The organism is Bacillus sp. ISL-41 (genome assembly GCF_018613235.1).
Classification (GTDB): domain Bacteria; phylum Bacillota; class Bacilli; order Bacillales; family Cytobacillaceae; genus Mesobacillus.
The window spans coordinates 68,362-84,740 of record NZ_JAGGQP010000021.1 but is presented as its reverse complement, the minus strand read 5'-3'; the positions used below and the strand labels follow the sequence as shown (position 1 = coordinate 84,740).

16 protein-coding genes are annotated in these 16,379 nt (G+C 44.5%); all 16 read left to right on the top strand.

The genetic code is table 11. The annotated features are described in order from the left end of the window. Nucleotides 1-156: 156 nt before the first annotated feature. Complete coding sequence (gene smc, locus J7I80_RS10445) at nucleotides 157-3,723, top strand: chromosome segregation protein SMC (RefSeq protein ID WP_214738217.1); 3,567 nt, start codon at nucleotides 157-159, stop codon at nucleotides 3,721-3,723. A 396-nt stretch (nucleotides 3,724-4,119) separates the two neighbouring features. After that, complete coding sequence (gene ftsY, locus J7I80_RS10440) at nucleotides 4,120-5,124, top strand: signal recognition particle-docking protein FtsY (RefSeq protein ID WP_214738225.1); 1,005 nt, start codon at nucleotides 4,120-4,122, stop codon at nucleotides 5,122-5,124. Between the two features lie 100 nt (nucleotides 5,125-5,224). Further along, nucleotides 5,225-5,554, top strand: coding sequence for a putative DNA-binding protein (locus tag J7I80_RS10435; protein ID WP_214738215.1), 330 nt, complete (start codon nucleotides 5,225-5,227; stop codon nucleotides 5,552-5,554). Nucleotides 5,555-5,567: 13 nt separating this feature from the next. Further along, a complete protein-coding gene (ffh, locus tag J7I80_RS10430; RefSeq protein WP_214738213.1) occupies nucleotides 5,568-6,920 on the top strand; it encodes a signal recognition particle protein in 1,353 nt (450 codons plus the stop codon). Nucleotides 6,921-7,029: 109 nt separating this feature from the next. Continuing rightward, a complete protein-coding gene (gene rpsP / locus J7I80_RS10425) occupies nucleotides 7,030-7,302 on the top strand; it encodes a 30S ribosomal protein S16 (protein WP_192470315.1) in 273 nt (90 codons plus the stop codon). Nucleotides 7,303-7,316: 14 nt separating this feature from the next. Beyond that, nucleotides 7,317-7,547, top strand: a complete 231-nt coding sequence (locus J7I80_RS10420; RefSeq protein WP_023614919.1) for a KH domain-containing protein — start codon at nucleotides 7,317-7,319, stop codon at nucleotides 7,545-7,547. Nucleotides 7,548-7,953: 406 nt separating this feature from the next. Beyond that, nucleotides 7,954-8,346, top strand: coding sequence for a YlqD family protein (locus tag J7I80_RS10415; protein ID WP_214738211.1), 393 nt, complete (start codon nucleotides 7,954-7,956; stop codon nucleotides 8,344-8,346). Nucleotides 8,347-8,353: 7 nt separating this feature from the next. Then, entirely contained in the window at nucleotides 8,354-8,872 is a 519-nt protein-coding gene (gene rimM / locus J7I80_RS10410) for a ribosome maturation factor RimM (RefSeq protein WP_214738209.1), read from the top strand. Further along, complete coding sequence (gene trmD, locus J7I80_RS10405) at nucleotides 8,872-9,612, top strand: tRNA (guanosine(37)-N1)-methyltransferase TrmD (protein WP_214738223.1); 741 nt, start codon at nucleotides 8,872-8,874, stop codon at nucleotides 9,610-9,612. The genes rimM and trmD overlap by 1 nt, the downstream gene beginning before the upstream one ends. Before the next feature lie 130 nt (nucleotides 9,613-9,742). Further along, a complete protein-coding gene (gene rplS / locus J7I80_RS10400; protein WP_041964491.1) occupies nucleotides 9,743-10,087 on the top strand; it encodes a 50S ribosomal protein L19 in 345 nt (114 codons plus the stop codon). Nucleotides 10,088-10,397: 310 nt separating this feature from the next. After that, entirely contained in the window at nucleotides 10,398-10,952 is a 555-nt protein-coding gene (lepB, locus tag J7I80_RS10395) for a signal peptidase I (protein WP_214738207.1), read from the top strand. 60 nt (nucleotides 10,953-11,012) lie between these two features. Continuing rightward, nucleotides 11,013-11,888, top strand: coding sequence for a ribosome biogenesis GTPase YlqF (gene ylqF / locus J7I80_RS10390; protein ID WP_214738205.1), 876 nt, complete (start codon nucleotides 11,013-11,015; stop codon nucleotides 11,886-11,888). Between the two features lie 91 nt (nucleotides 11,889-11,979). Next, a complete protein-coding gene (locus J7I80_RS10385) occupies nucleotides 11,980-12,750 on the top strand; it encodes a ribonuclease HII (protein ID WP_214738203.1) in 771 nt (256 codons plus the stop codon). 21 nt (nucleotides 12,751-12,771) lie between these two features. Then, nucleotides 12,772-14,628 carry a hypothetical protein gene (locus J7I80_RS10380; protein WP_214738201.1) on the top strand — a complete coding sequence of 619 codons (1,857 nt, stop codon included), beginning with the start codon at nucleotides 12,772-12,774 and terminating at the stop codon, nucleotides 14,626-14,628. Then, complete coding sequence (locus J7I80_RS10375) at nucleotides 14,625-14,909, top strand: EscU/YscU/HrcU family type III secretion system export apparatus switch protein (RefSeq protein WP_214738199.1); 285 nt, start codon at nucleotides 14,625-14,627, stop codon at nucleotides 14,907-14,909. The genes J7I80_RS10380 and J7I80_RS10375 overlap by 4 nt, the downstream gene beginning before the upstream one ends. A 296-nt stretch (nucleotides 14,910-15,205) precedes the next feature. Further along, a complete protein-coding gene (sucC, locus tag J7I80_RS10370) occupies nucleotides 15,206-16,366 on the top strand; it encodes an ADP-forming succinate--CoA ligase subunit beta (RefSeq protein WP_192470324.1) in 1,161 nt (386 codons plus the stop codon). Nucleotides 16,367-16,379: the final 13 nt, after the last annotated feature.

Sequence of the window (16,379 nt, the reverse complement as noted above, 5' to 3'; positions counted from 1 at the left end):
GGCAGTCGGCTATACTTTTCGATTTCGGTCCGCCCATTGAAGTCAAAGAACGACTTCACTGGTCGGCCCTCCAGCGCTTTTCGGGGCTGGACAAGGCGCTTGCGCTTTTCGAATGTCATCTTAGAGAAATAATTTAACTGGAAAGGGAGAGCCATATTGTTTTTAAAACGATTAGATGTGGTCGGATTTAAATCGTTTGCCGAGAGGATTTCGGTAGAATTCGTTCCAGGCGTGACTGCTGTCGTAGGGCCTAATGGAAGCGGGAAAAGTAATATTACTGATTCCATCCGCTGGGTTCTGGGGGAACAATCAGCCAAGTCGCTCCGCGGTGCAAAAATGGAAGATATCATATTTGCCGGGAGCGATTCGCGCAAGCCGCTGAATTTTGCAGAAGTAACATTAACCCTCGATAACGAAGATCAATCCTTGCCGCTGGATTACAATGAAGTGAGCGTAACCCGTCGTGTCTACCGTTCTGGTGACAGTGAATATTTAATCAACAAACAGAATTGCCGACTTAAGGATATTGTTGATTTGTTCATGGATTCCGGCCTTGGCCGCGAAGCTTTCTCCATTATCAGCCAGGGCAGGGTTGAGGAAATACTCAACAGCAAACCTGAGGACCGCAGGACGATATTTGAGGAAGCTGCGGGTGTTCTTAAATATAAATCCCGCAAGAAGAAAGCGGAAAGCAAGCTTTTTGAAACGCAGGAGAATTTAAATCGGGTAACGGACATCATCCACGAATTAGAAGGTCAGGTAGAGCCGCTGAAAATCCAGGCTTCAATCGCAAAGGATTATCTGCAGCAAAAAGAAGAGCTAGAGCAGATAGAAGTAGCGCTGACTGCTTATGAAATTGAAGATCTGCATGTCCGATGGGAACAGCTGTCCAGGCAGCTTGAACAGCATAAAGAAGATGAAATCAAACAATCTGCCGTCCTTCAGAAAAAAGAAGCGGAAATAGAAAAAATGAGGGACCAGCTAGCCGCGCTGGATGAATCGGTGAGCGATTTGCAGAACGTGCTCCTGCATGCCAGCGAGGAGCTTGAAAAGCTGGAAGGCAGAAGAGAGGTTCTCAAGGAACGAAAAAAGAATGCTTCACAAAACAAAGGGCAACTCGAAAAGAATATTGAGGAACTGACCTCTTCTGTTTCATTGCTGGAAAACCAGAAGGCTGAGTATGAAAAATCTGTCTCTGTATTAACGGCAGAAGCTTCTGCACTCCAGAAAGAGCTTCATCAGAAGCAGGAGCAGTTAAAACTTTACAGCGAAGATGTTGAGCATAAAATCGATTCAATAAAAAGTGACTACATCGAGGTGCTGAACGAACAGGCCGGGGCCAAAAATGAGAAAATTTATATTGAACAGCAGCTGCAGCAGCAAGCAGCCAAAGGTTCGAGGCTGGACAATGACAATGACCGCTTTGTCTCAATTCGTGATGAAATCAATGAGAGGAAGGCGGAAATAGAGAAAAAGGTCGCCTCTTCACAGCAGGAGTTGGAGGAGCAGGCTAGAATCTTTTTTGAAGAGCAGAAGAAGCTTGAATCTTTAAGGAATAATTACGAGAAGCAAGAGAAAACACTGTATCAGGCATATCAGTACCTGCAGCAAGCTAAATCAAAAAAAGAAATGCTTGAAGAAATGGAAGAGGATTATTCAGGCTTTTTCCAAGGCGTAAAGGAAGTGCTGAAGGCCAGGGATACCCGTCTTCACGGTATAGAAGGTGCGATTGCTGAATTAATCCATGTTCCTAAACAATATGAAACGGCGATTGAAACAGCTCTTGGCGGCGCGATGCAGCATATTGTTGTCCAGAATGAAGAAAATGCGCGGGCTGCAATTCAGTTCCTGAAGCAAAAATCATTCGGCAGGGCAACATTCCTCCCGCTAAGCATTATCAAAGGGAAATATCTGGCTTCTTCACAGCTCGCACTTCTTGCGGGTAACAGTGCGTATATCGGCACTGCTGCCGATTTGATTCAGTTTGATCAAAAGTATGCTGAAGTCGTAAAAAACTTGCTTGGCAATGTAGTGATTGCCAGGGATTTAAAGGGCGCAAATGAAATGGCCAAAATGCTGCAATACCGCAGCCGAATCGTCACGCTTGATGGCGATGTGGTGAACCCTGGTGGGTCGATGACTGGGGGAGCAGTAAAACAGAAATCGAGTTCATTGCTCAGCCGTAAGGGCGAATTAGAAGATTTAACGAATAAGCTAGCCGACATGGAAGGAAAGACTAGCTTGCTTGAATCGAAAGTGAAATCATTGAAGGCTGAAACGCAAAACAGTGAAATAAGGCTGGAGGAACTTCGAAAAGCAGGGGAAGAGCTTCGCTTTAAGCAGCAGAGCTTGAAGGGTGACCTGCGTGAAGTGGAGCTGGAGCAGAAAAATATCAATGAACGTTTATCGGTATACGATTCTGAAAAGACCCAGCTCGACTCAGACAAGGAAAAGCTAGAATCCAGATTGATTGAACTCGATGGGTTATTGGTTAAGTTCCATCAGGACCTTGTTCAATTTGATAAAGAAATAGAACGCTTGACGAAGCTGAAGAACTCTAACTCTACTTCCAAGGATTCGCTGATCTCTGAAATAAGTGATTTGAAAATCAACCTTGCATCGAAGAAAGAACAACTCTCCCATGTGAAGGAAAAGCTGGATTCTGCAGTTTTACAGTCAGAAGAGCAATCCAGAAAATTAGATATCCTGAAAGAAGATTTATCTCTTCTTTCCTCTGAAATGACCGATAGTTCATCCGGGGAAACCCACCTGGAAGAAGCTGCAAAAAGAAAACTGCAGGACAAAAATGAAACGCTTAAGCTGATTTCTTCACGCAGGAATGAGCGTCTTGAGCTTCAAAATAAGCTTGAGGACCAGGAATTGGAATCAAAAGAACTAAGGAGGCTTCTAAAGGGCATCAACGAAGTGCTCAAGGATGAGGAAGTGAAGCTGAACAGGCTTGATGTTGAACTGGATAATAAGCTTGCCCATCTTAGAGAGGAATATCTTCTTTCATATGAAGCGGCGAAGGAACAATATCCGCTGACAATCCCGGCCGATGAGGCAAGGAGAAAAGTAAAGCTGATCAAAATGGCGATTGAGGAACTGGGAACGGTTAACCTTGGTGCAATTGAAGAATACGACCGTGTCTCAGAGCGTTATGAATTCCTTCTGGAGCAGAAGAATGATCTCCAGGAAGCAAAGGATACATTATTCCTTGTCATCGACGAGATGGACCATGAAATGAAAAAGCGCTTTGAACAGACCTTCACTGCGATCCGCTCACACTTTGAGTCTGTGTTCCAGGCTTTATTCGGGGGCGGCCGAGCGGACCTGCGGCTGACACAGCCAGATGACCTGCTGAACACCGGGGTTGAAATAGTTGCCCAGCCACCAGGAAAGAAGCTGCAAAACCTAGGATTATTATCTGGCGGTGAGCGGGCGTTGACCGCGATTGCCCTGCTGTTCTCCATTTTGAAGGTTCGTCCTGTACCATTCTGTATCCTGGATGAAGTGGAAGCTGCATTGGATGAAGCCAATGTATACCGTTTCGCTCAATACCTGAAGAAATACCGTGAAGAAACACAATTTATTGTGATCACTCACCGCAAGGGTACAATGGAAGAAGCAGATGTCCTTTATGGAGTAACCATGCAGGAATCCGGAGTCTCCAAGCTAGTATCCGTCCGGCTTGAAGATTCCAAAGAACTGGTGAAATCATAAAGAAAAAGGAAGCGCTCAAGAGGCGTTGTGATTTTTTTATGAAATAAATCTTTTTGAAATGGCTCTGTTATAGCCCGAATAGGGTTTTTAAAACCTGTTGATTGTAGTGGAAGGCGCGTAGACTCCTCCGAAAATGCTAACGCATTTTCATCGTGCGTGGGCGGGTTCGAGGAAGTGTATTCAATGTCCTGCGGGATGAGCAAGTCATGGGGAGACCCCGCAGGCGCATAGAGCGCCGAGGAGGCTCCCCGACTGCAAGGAAGAATTTGATTTTTGAAAAAGCCGGCAGTTGGGCTTTTTCTTAATTCTTCCCCGCAGAAAGCGAAGCGACTGGAACGAAAATCAACAGTCGAGTTTAACAGAGCCGCTGAAACAATTAAGGAAGGCGATGGAACCATGAGTTTTTTTAAGAAATTAAAAGAAAAGTTCACGACACAAACTGAAACTGTCACAGAGAAATTCAAAGACGGCTTGACCAAAACAAGGGATAACTTCTCCAGTAAAGTGAATGACCTTGTTTCGCGCTATCGTAAAGTAGATGAAGAATTTTTCGAAGAGCTGGAAGAAATTTTGATCCAGGCAGATGTTGGCTTCGAAACGGTAATGGAATTGATTGAAGAGCTGAAAAAAGAGGTCAAACGCCGCAACATCCAGGACACAAAAGATGTTCAGGCTGTTATCTCTGAGAAGCTCGTTGAAATCTATGAGGCAGGATCTGATGATGACTCTTTCCAACTGAACATCCAGGAAGACGAGTTGACGGTCATTTTGTTCGTTGGAGTCAATGGTGTCGGCAAGACAACAACCATCGGTAAATTGGCCCATAAGTTCAAGTCTGAAGGGAAAAATGTCCTGCTTGCCGCAGGAGATACCTTCCGTGCAGGTGCAATCGAGCAGCTTGAAGTTTGGGGAGAGCGCGTTGGTGTCGATGTGATCAAGCAGGCTGAAGGTTCTGATCCGGCAGCTGTCATGTATGATGCCGTCCAATCGGCTAAGTCAAGAAAGGCTGATATCCTGATCTGTGATACAGCCGGCAGATTGCAAAACAAGGTAAACCTGATGAAAGAGCTTGAAAAGGTAAAGCGTGTCATTGAACGTGAGGTTCCGGGAGCTCCTCATGAAGTACTTCTAGTGCTTGATGCTACTACTGGGCAGAACGCGTTGATCCAGGCTAAAACATTCAAAGAAGCAACTGACGTGAGCGGTATTGTTCTTACAAAACTTGATGGAACTGCTAAGGGCGGAATTGTACTCGCAATCCGCAATGAGCTGAACATTCCGGTTAAATTTGTGGGGCTGGGAGAAAAAATGGATGACCTTCAGGAATTTGATGCTGAAAGGTATGTTTATGGATTGTTTGCTGACCTGGTCGAGGAAGAGGAAGCTGCGGAAGAATCTTGATATACCAGCAAATTGGTGTAAAGAACTTTTCTTGACAGAGAAGATGATCGTGTGTAAACTCTTAATGTAAAGGTATTTCACTTAACATGGGGGAATCGAAATGCTTGAGAAAACGAACCGCATGAACTATTTGTATGACTTTTATCAGGCATTGCTTACTCCAAAACAAAGCAGTTATATGGCTCTGTACTATCTTGATGACTATTCGCTCGGGGAGATTGCTGAAGAGTATGATGTTAGCCGGCAGGCTGTATACGACAACATCAAACGCACAGAAGCGATGCTCGAGGAGTATGAAGAAAAGTTGTTGTTGTTCGAAAAATTCCAGAAAAGAAGTGAGCTTATTTCAAAATTGAAAGAGCGTATTGGGGATGGAGAGAACGACCACGATTTGCATGAAATGATAGCCGAGCTTGAGAAATTAGACTAGGGAGGCGCATGATATGGCATTTGAAGGATTGGCCGACCGACTGCAAAATACGATGCAAAAAATCCGCGGAAAAGGCAAGGTCTCGGAAGCGGATGTAAAAGAAATGATGCGAGAGGTCCGTCTGGCGCTTCTAGAGGCTGACGTTAACTTTAAAGTTGTAAAGGACTTCGTCAAGAAAGTCACTGAAAGGGCAGTTGGCCAGGAGGTTGTTAAAAGCCTGACACCGGGCCAGCAGGTCATTAAGGTTGTTAAAGAAGAACTTACCGAGCTGATGGGCGGAGAGCAAAGCAAAATCGCTGCCGCAAATCGTCCTCCGACTGTCATCATGATGGTCGGTCTTCAAGGTGCTGGTAAAACGACAACCACCGGTAAGCTTGCAAATCTCCTTCGTAAAAAATACAATCGAAAACCTTTGCTTGTAGCGGCGGATATCTATCGTCCAGCTGCCATCAAGCAGCTCGAGACGCTCGGCAAGCAATTGAGCATGCCGGTATTCTCGCTGGGAGACCAGGTCAGCCCTGTTGAAATTGCTAAACAGGCGATTGCCAAGGCGAAGGAAGACCATAATGACTATGTCCTGATCGATACTGCGGGTCGTCTTCATGTGGATGAAAATCTGATGGACGAGCTGAAGCAGATCAAAGAGCTTTCGAAACCAGACGAGATTTTCCTTGTCGTCGATGCGATGACAGGTCAGGATGCCGTCAATGTTGCCCAGAGCTTTAATGAACAGCTTGGCTTGACTGGTGTCGTACTGACAAAGCTTGACGGTGATACACGTGGCGGTGCCGCGCTGTCCATCCGCGCTGTTACCAATACTCCGATCAAATTTGTCGGTCTTGGTGAAAAACTTGATGCTCTTGAAGCATTCCACCCAGAGAGGATGGCTTCAAGGATCCTGGGAATGGGTGACGTCCTGACGCTGATCGAGAAGGCACAGGCAAACGTCGATGAAGAGAAAGCGAAAGAGCTTGAAAAGAAAATGCGTACAGCATCATTTACCCTTGATGACTTCCTGGACCAGCTTGGCCAGGTAAAAAAGATGGGCCCACTGGATGAAATCCTGAAGATGATGCCGGGCGCTAATAAAATCAAGGGCATGAACAATCTTCAAATCGATGAAAAGCAAATCTCGCATGTTGAGGCGATCATCCAGTCGATGACTGCCCATGAAAAAACTCATCCTGAAGTCATCAACGCCAACAGGCGGAAACGGATTGCGAAGGGAAGCGGAACCTCCATCCAGGAAGTTAACCGCCTGCTCAAGCAATTCGAAGACATGAAAAAGATGATGAAGCAGATGACGAACATGCAGCAAAAAGGCAAGAAAAAGGGCGGTTTCAAGATGCCGTTTAACCCTTTTTAACTTGTAATTTCAGGTATTTTCAGTCTGTAAAGAAAAAACCCTTTACAAGCTGTTTTCAATTTGGTATTATTCTATCTTGTGTGAAACTATTCGGAGGTGCTTATTTAAAATGGCAGTAAAAATTCGTTTAAAGCGTATGGGAGCTAAAAAGTCTCCTTTCTATCGTATTGTAGTAGCTGATTCACGTTCACCACGTGACGGCCGTTTCATCGAGTCTGTAGGAACTTACAACCCGGTTGCTCAACCAGCAAAGGTTGAACTTAACGAAGAGTTGGTTCTTAAGTGGTTGAACGACGGTGCAAAACCATCTGATACAGTGCGTAACTTGTTCTCTAAGCAAGGTATCATGGAAAAATTCCACAACGCTAAGCACAGCAAGTAATTGTGGACACGCCCATGAAAGAATTAATCGAGACGATCGTGAAGCCACTTGTTGATTTTCCTGAAGATGTCCATGTAAATGAACATGAAGAGGATCAGCGCGTTACCTATAAGCTTTCCGTCAACAAAAGTGATATGGGCAAAGTTATTGGTAAGCAGGGACGCGTTGCAAAGGCGATTCGAACAGTAGTCTATGCAGCAGGTTCATCACAGCAAAAGAAGATTTTCTTGGAAATCGTCGAATAACAATCATCTGCGAACGCAGAATGGAGAAAACTCTATAAATGATTGTCTGTAAAAGGGAGGGGTAACCCTCCTTTTTTCTATTTAAAAAGAAATAAGGTATAATGGATAACCGAAGAGGTATGTGATGTATTGCCGCTGCCGTCAGGGAAGCCCATTTAAATGTATAGTGTCTCCATCGGTCCTATGGAAGCGTCAAACCGGGTGCCGAGGGTAAAAAAGTGTCTCCATCGGGCCAATGGAAGCGCCAAACCGGGTGCAGAGGGTAAAAAAGTGTCTCCATCGGGCCAATAGAAGCGTCAAACCGGGTGCCGAGGGTAAAAAAGTGTCTCCATCGGGCCAATGGAAGCGCCAAACCGGGTGCCGGAAAAAAATTTCTGCGTTAAATTGGCTTTAAGGGGGAAATGCTTTGAAGGTACTGCAAACAATCATTGTCAAACAGGTACTGACAGAAGAAAGCAAGGAAAAAATCCACCAAAAATACCACTTCAGAAAGCTTCAGCTGCAAAAGGAATGCGATCAACTGAGATTTGAACTGAAGAAGCTGGAGAAATCAAAGAAATTTCCGCCTGAGACATTGAAAAAGCATTTTGAACAAGAAATAAAAGTCCATAAAGAAAAAATTAAGCTCCTGGATTTTCAAATAGAACAACTACATATTCTTCCGCTTGGGAGTGAAATTAAAGAAACGGAGCTGCAAGGGATAGTCGACATTAGTGTCGGCGACCAGTGGGATGAGTTTCTTTCAGGAAAGACTATTATTGTGAAAGATGGCATCGTGGCCGAAATACGCGAGAGGTGATAGAGCAATGGAAAAGTATTTTAATGTCGGAAAGATTGTAAATACGCATGGCATTCGCGGTGAAGTCAGAGTGATATCAAGGACTGACTTTCCAGAGGAGCGGTATAAGTTAGGAAATACTCTACTCTTATTCATGCCCGGTTCAAAGGAGCCGGAAGAATTGGTAGTGAAAAGCCACAGGACCCATAAGAATTTCAATCTGCTGACATTTGAAGGTTTCGACAATGTCAATCAGGTAGAAAGAATGAGGGGCGGCATTCTTAAGGTTCCAGAAACACAGCGCGGCAGTCTTGAGGAAGGTGAGTTCTATTTCCAGGATATTCTCGGCTGCACCATGTTTACAACGGAAGGGGAGGAACTCGGCAAGGTCATCGAAATCTTGACTCCGGGTGCCAATGATGTCTGGGTTGTAAAGGGAAGCAATGGCAAGGAACTTCTGATTCCTTATATTGAGGACATCGTGAAAAAAGTAGACGTCAAGGAAAAGGTTATTGAAATTGAGCCAATGGAAGGGCTTCTTTCATGATGAACATCGATGTCCTGTCTATTTTTCCAGAGATGTTTGAGGGTGTGTTTGGCTCTTCCATCCTGAAAAAGGCTGCTGAAAAAGGAGCTGTTGGGTACAATGTCGTTAATTTCCGGGACTTTGCCGATAACAAGCACCAGACAGTTGATGACTATCCATATGGCGGCGGTGCTGGCATGGTGTTAAAGCCTCAGCCGATTTTCGATGCGGTATCCAATTTAAAGGAGCGCGCAAAAAGCACTTCCCCAAGGGTGATCCTCATGTGCCCACAGGGTGAACGGTATACACAGAAGAAAGCGGAAGAGCTGGCAAAAGAGGATCATTTGATTTTTATTTGCGGCCATTATGAGGGGTATGATGAGCGGATCCGTGAGCATGTCATCACTGACGAGATTTCAATCGGAGATTATGTCCTGACCGGCGGGGAGCTTGGCGCGATGGTTGTCATCGACAGTGTCGTGCGCCTGCTTCCAGGTGTACTTGGCAGCGAAGAGTCCCATATCCAGGATTCCTTCAGCACTGGTCTGCTTGAGCACCCCCATTATACAAGACCGGCAGACTTCCGCGGATTGAAGGTCCCGGATGTTCTGGTCTCTGGCAACCATAAGTTGATTGATGAGTGGAGGACAAAGGAGAGTTTAAGAAGAACCCTGCAGCGAAGGCCAGATCTTCTTGATGAGGCAGAGCTGACAGAACAGCAAAGAAAATGGCTTGATGAACTGATAAAAATGAATGAATAATATTGCAGTCAGGCCCTGTTTATGTTAAGATACTTCTTGTGGCTAAAAGCAAACGTGCTGAATGCCACTTATAACAATGTTCCGCTGCAATGAAAGTGTGCAAGAGCATTCGTGGGAGGAGTTGAATACGATGCAACAATTAATCGAAGAAATCACAAAAGCACAACTTCGCACTGATCTTCCATCTTTCCGTCCTGGTGACACAGTACGTGTACACGTTAAGGTTGTCGAAGGAACTCGTGAACGTATCCAGTTGTTTGAAGGTGTAGTGATTAAGCGTCGTGGTGGTGGAATCAGCGAAACTTTTACAGTTCGTAAGATTTCTTACGGAGTAGGCGTTGAGCGTACGTTCCCTGTTAACACACCAAAAATTGCGAAGCTTGAAGTTATCCGCCGCGGTAAAGTACGCCGTGCGAAACTTTACTACCTGCGTAACCTGCGTGGTAAGAAAGCTCGTATCAAAGAAATTCGATAAGAATGAATGTCAAAAAGGAGCTTGCCTAGCCAAGCTCCTTTTTCATTCAGATTCTTTTCCTGGCGAAATGCTGATAAAATAAAACCGTATATGGGCTCTTTTCGAGGAGCCGTTTAAATAATGAGGCATACATACTCGTAAAAACCCAGCTGCCGGTTTTTACTATTAGTTGTGGCTAGTACAAAGTTTTCGAAAAGAGCATTATTAATTTATTTTAAAAAATTATCGCCCATCGTGTTTATCTTGTCTGACTTATGTAAAATAAAGTTATGTACTCAAACAACATTTATATCGGAATGGTGGGAAAAGAATGGCCGAGAAAAAGAAGAATGAACTATGGGAATGGACGAAGGCACTCCTGATTGCTGTCGTGCTGGCAGCAGTTATTCGATACTTTTTATTCGCTCCGATAGTGGTGGATGGATTATCCATGATGCCTACGCTCCATGACCAGGACCGGATGATCGTGAATAAGCTCAGCTATAAAATTGGGGAGCCGGAAAGATTCGATATTATCGTCTTTCATGCACCTGAGAACAAAGATTACATAAAAAGAGTAATCGGCCTTCCAGGCGATAAAGTAGAATATAAAAATGATACGCTGTATGTAAATGGGAAAGCATACGAAGAACCATACTTGGAAGAATATAAAAAACAAGTGATAGATGGACCGCTGACAGATCCATTTACGCTGGAAGAGAAGATTGGCAGGGAGACTGTTCCTGAAGGCCATCTTTTCGTCATGGGCGATAATCGCCGTTTCAGCAAGGATAGCCGCCACATTGGCACTGTACCATTTGATGAGGTGCTGGGCAAGACCAGCATTATCTACTGGCCAATTGAGGATATTCGTACGATAGACTAGGGTGTGACAGCACTCCAAAAGACATAAGGAAGATTGCTTAATAGATGGGAGGTGGCTGCTTTGACGATCCAATGGTTTCCAGGCCATATGGCGAAGGCTCGCAGAGAGGTCACGGAAAAATTAAAGCTCGTGGATGTCATTTTTGAATTGGTAGATGCGCGAATCCCGTATTCGTCCAGAAATCCTATGATTGATGAAATCATCCAGCATAAACCAAGAGTCGTTTTACTGAATAAAGCGGATATGGCCGATAAAGCTGTTACAGAACAATGGCTTCGGTATTACCGTGAAAAAGGAATCACTGCTCTGGCAATCAATTCTCAGGCCGGTACCGGACTTAAACAAATCGTCCAGGAGTCCAAGGTCCTCCTGAAGGACAAGTTTGACCGCCTAAAATCAAAAGGGGTCAAGCCGAGGGCAATCCGGGCAATGATTGTCGGAATCCCTAACGCTGGGAAATCGACGCTGATCAACAGACTTGCCGGAAAAAATATTGCCCAGACCGGTAACAGGCCTGGCGTCACAAAATCACAGCAATGGATTAAAGTCGGCAAGGAGCTGGAATTGCTCGATACTCCGGGAATTCTTTGGCCGAAGTTTGAGGACCAGGAAGTAGGTACAAAGCTTGCAGTAACAGGAGCAATCAAGGATACAATCCTTAATCTTCAGGATTTGGCCGTATATGCTTTAAGATTCCTGGAAAAGCATTATCCAGAACGCCTCCAGGAGAGATATAAACTTTCCGAGCTCCCAGAGGAGATTGTGGAGCTCTTTGATCAGATTGGCGATTTTCGCGGCTGCAGAATGCCTGGGGGATATGTTGATTATGACAAAGTCGCTGAGCTCGTGATCAGGGAAATACGAACAGAAAAACTAGGTCCGCTATCCTTTGAACGACCTGAGGATTTAAACTCTAAGGATGAGATAGAAAGTTAAACCCCAAAAATAAAGGTCCTGAGCTCAGGGCCTTTATTTTTGGTTTAAACTGCCGATACATAATAAAGAAGTATTTTAGGAGAAAATTTTCATGGATAAATATACAATTGGTGAAATTGAACAGCAGCTATTCGGGGAAGAGGAAGTAAACAAAGAATTCCTGAAAAGCTTAAAAAAAGACAGCCGCAAAGGCGTGCAAAAACTTGTCTCAAAATGGAAAAGACAGGAAGAATTGAAAAAGCAAGTCCATGAGCAATTCATCAACATGACTTCCTTTGAGAGGAAATACCGATCCGAAGGTTTCCAGAATATTGCAGGGATCGATGAAGCCGGACGGGGACCGTTAGCCGGGCCAGTCGTTGCAGGTGCCGTCATCCTGCCGGAGAATTTTTATCTTCCAGGTCTCAATGATTCTAAAAAACTGTCAGAATCAAAAAGGGATGAATATTTTGAGGTCATCACGGCTGAGGCTCTTGCTGTCGGAGTCGGAATAATCAGCGCCCGGGAGATAGATGAAATCAATATTCTCCAGGCCAGCAAAAAAGCGATGCTTACTGCTGTCAACCAATTAGGGGTCACTCCCGATTATCTTTTGATAGATGCCGTCAAGCTGGACACCCCTTATCCGTATGAAGCATTGATTAAAGGTGATTGCAGAAGCATATCCATCGCGGCAGCTTCCATTATTGCCAAAGTAACAAGGGACAGGCTGATGAAAGAACTCAGTTTGGATTATCCTCAATATGGATTCGGGGCAAATATGGGGTATGGAACCGCTGAACACTTGAATGCCCTCAGAAAGTATGGTGTGACAGAGCACCACAGGAAGACGTTCGCTCCTGTAAGAGAGTGCATTCAGTAAAACTTGCAAAGCAGGTGGACCATGGAAACAGGAGCGCTTCAAGGCTTATTTAACCAGAAAACATCACAACAAATAAAAACAGCTGAATTCCGGCCCGGACAAATTATCAATGGCAAAATTCTGAAGCTGTATCCTGAGCAGGTAGCTGAAGTACAGATCGGGAACCAAAAAATGATTGCCCAATTAGAAGCGCCATTGTCAGCAAATCAACGCTATTGGTTTCAGGTCCAGCCTGGAGAGGGGAAGGTCCATTTAAAGGTGATTGGTTCAGGTACTGAGGAAAAGGGCCAGCCGGGAAGCCTGGCAAAGATGCTTGGAGAATTTTCAATGCAGCCGACAAAGGAAAACATTGAGCTGATACGCTTTTTTATTAAGGAGCAGCTTCCGGTGAACAGTGAACTTCTAAAGCAGGCATCAGAGTGGTTAAGTATGGTGGATTCACGCAGTGCTGGCCAGGATGCAATGAAGATGGTCCTTACCCGGGGCATTCCGGTTACCCAGGCGGCGTTTGAGGCGGTGTATACGACCACAAAAGAACAATCACTTGTCCTGTTGATGGAAAAGCTTGAAAAGGCTTTAGATCCAGCGTTGAATTCAGATGCAGGTGCAAGTCTCAAAAAACTTTTGAATGAAATGCTGCCATCCAATAAAATAATGACCTCTGAAGCAGCACTGGATAATTTAGCAGCAATATGGCTTAAACGGGACGGCAAGGAAAGTCAAGGCGCTCTCGAACTGCTTAAACAGCTTGGTGCGATTAGTTCAAGAGGCAGTGAAATCATTGTTTTGCAACAGATGCTTGCGAAGATTCAAAGTTATGGCACATCCGAAAATGAACTGCCAGAAGGGCTGAATTTTGTTAAAAATATCATTAATCAGATTAGCAATGGCGAAAGTTCCACCGCCAGACAGATGATTTCAAGCTTGATTCCTGAAAAAAAACTTGCTGCCAATGAGCTTGTAGAATCACTTAAAATGCTATTCTACCGGGCATCGGGAAAAGAATCGGAGCTGCAGCAAGGACTCCAGGCTTTCAAACAGGTCATGTCGATGGCGAGTGATGGAGAATCTTTGGCCATCTTGCTGGGAGGAAAGGATGCGTGGAGACAAGCTGGAATGGACTTGCTTAAGGCTGCGGGCCAGCCTCAATCTAACAATTTAACCGGCTTGCATGCACAGCTGCTTTCAGAAGCAGTCAGCAAAGCAGAACAGCCAGCACCACTGCAGGAAGCAGGCACCGCGCTGCTCGCTGATACTCAGATAAAAAAATTCCTGTCAGTTCTTGGCCTGTCTTATGAATACCAGCTTGGCGAAGTTTTAAAAGATGGAGGGACTGGCAGGGCACAAGTATCGGAGACACTTAAATCCCTGGTGCTCCGCCTATTGAACGAGAACCCTCCACCTGCTGTCAAAGAGGCTTCAGAGCTGCTTTTGAACAAACTTACAGGATTCCAGCTGCTTTCGCAGGAAGCTGGACCAATCCAGCAGCTTGTCGTTCAAATCCCCTTTGTATTAGGTGCGAAAACGACAGAGCTTACGATGCAATGGAGCGGGAAGAAAACCAACGATGGGAAAATAGACGCTGATTTTTGCCGTGTACTCTTTTACCTTAAACTTGAACATCTAAATGATCTGATTGTTGATATGCAAGTGCAGAACCGCGTCCTGAGTGTTCAGATTTTTAACGAAAATGCAGAACTGAAAAAAATGTCAGAACAAATGACGCCGGTGTTGAAATCAAAATTAGCGGAAATTAATTATCATCTGTCCTCGGTTCATTTCCATGTCCCTGGACAATTACAGACAGGGAGAAACCAGCGCAGTCTGTCCGACTTTTACAGCCATAAAGAATATAGCGGAGTGGATATTAAAATATGAAACCACCTAAGCATACAAGGAAATCAGCTGTTGCCCTTGGATATAACGCTGGAAGTATGGACGCACCTAAAGTGATGGCGAAGGGGAAAGGACTCCTGGCTGAACAAATCATTGATAAGGCGAAGGACCATGATATTCCCATCCAGGAAGATCCATCACTTGTTGAAGTGTTGAGTCAGCTCGAATTAAATGAGCGGATACCAGAAGAGCTATACCAAGCAGTAGCCGAAGTATTTTCCTTTGTCTATCATTTGGATAAACAAGCAGGAAGACAAAAATAATATTTTCACAAACCAGATTATCCAGTATAGTTTTTTCAGCGTGATTTTTCATTGCAAAAGCCGGGAAATGCAGTCATCCTGGCTTTTTGTCTGGGCAAGTATTTGCAGTGATGTTTTTTTGCAATATTTAAAACGGGGAAATATTTAAATCATAATGGTAGACAATCAATATTTCATTATATAAAATGAAAGCGCAGTCTATTTTTTAAAAATTTAAATGAATTATATTTTCTACTTAGGAAATTGTATTTTCAGGTATCTGGAAGTATTTTTCCTAATAGATAGGAGGATGGGAAATGAATGTCCATGAGTATCAAGGAAAAGAAATCCTCAGAAAATATGGGGTAAAAGTACCGAATGGGAAGGTTGCTTTTACAGTCGATGAAGCTGTTGAAGCAGCTAAAGAGCTTGGGTCATCGGTAGTTGTCGTGAAAGCTCAAATCCATGCTGGCGGAAGGGGTAAAGCTGGCGGTGTCAAGGTTGCAAAGAACCTTGATGAAGTACGTACATATGCATCTGAGATTCTGGGCAAGACACTGGTTACTCACCAGACTGGTCCAGAAGGCAAGGAAGTAAAACGCCTGTTGATTGAGGAAGGCTGTGACATCAAGAAGGAGTACTATGTAGGCCTTGTGCTTGACCGTGCTACTTCACGTGTTGTCCTTATGGCTTCTGAAGAAGGCGGAACAGAGATCGAAGAGGTTGCTGAAGCGACTCCTGAAAAAATCTTCAAAGAAGAAATCGATCCTGTATTAGGGCTTATGCCATACCAGGCTCGCCGTATCGCATTCAACATCAACATCCCTAAGGAACTAGTCAATCAGGCTGTAAAGTTCATGATGGGCTTATATAACGCTTATGTTGAAAAGGATTGCTCAATCGCTGAAATCAACCCGCTGGTTGTTACTGGTGACGGACAGGTAATGGCTCTTGACGCTAAATTGAACTTCGATTCAAATGCGCTTTACCGCCAGAAGGACATTCTTGAGTACCGCGACCTTGAAGAAGAAGATCCAAAGGAAATTGAAGCATCGAAGTATGACTTGAGCTATATTTCTTTGGATGGAAATATCGGCTGCATGGTTAACGGTGCCGGTCTTGCGATGGCAACAATGGACATCGTGAAGCATTATGGCGGAGACCCTGCAAACTTCCTTGATGTTGGGGGCGGCGCTACTGCAGAGAAAGTAACGGAAGCATTCAAAATCATCCTTTCAGATCCTAACGTAAAAGGAATCTTTGTTAATATCTTCGGCGGCATCATGAAGTGTGATGTCATCGCTACTGGTGTAGTGGAAGCTGCCAAGCAGGTTGGACTTGAGGTTCCGCTTGTCGTTCGTCTTGAGGGTACGAACGTTGATCTTGGAAAACAGATTCTTAATGAGTCTGGCTTGAATATCATTGCTGCTGAATCAATGGCAGACGGCGCTGAAAAAATCGTTTCATTAGTTAAGTAGGATCGAAAGGAGA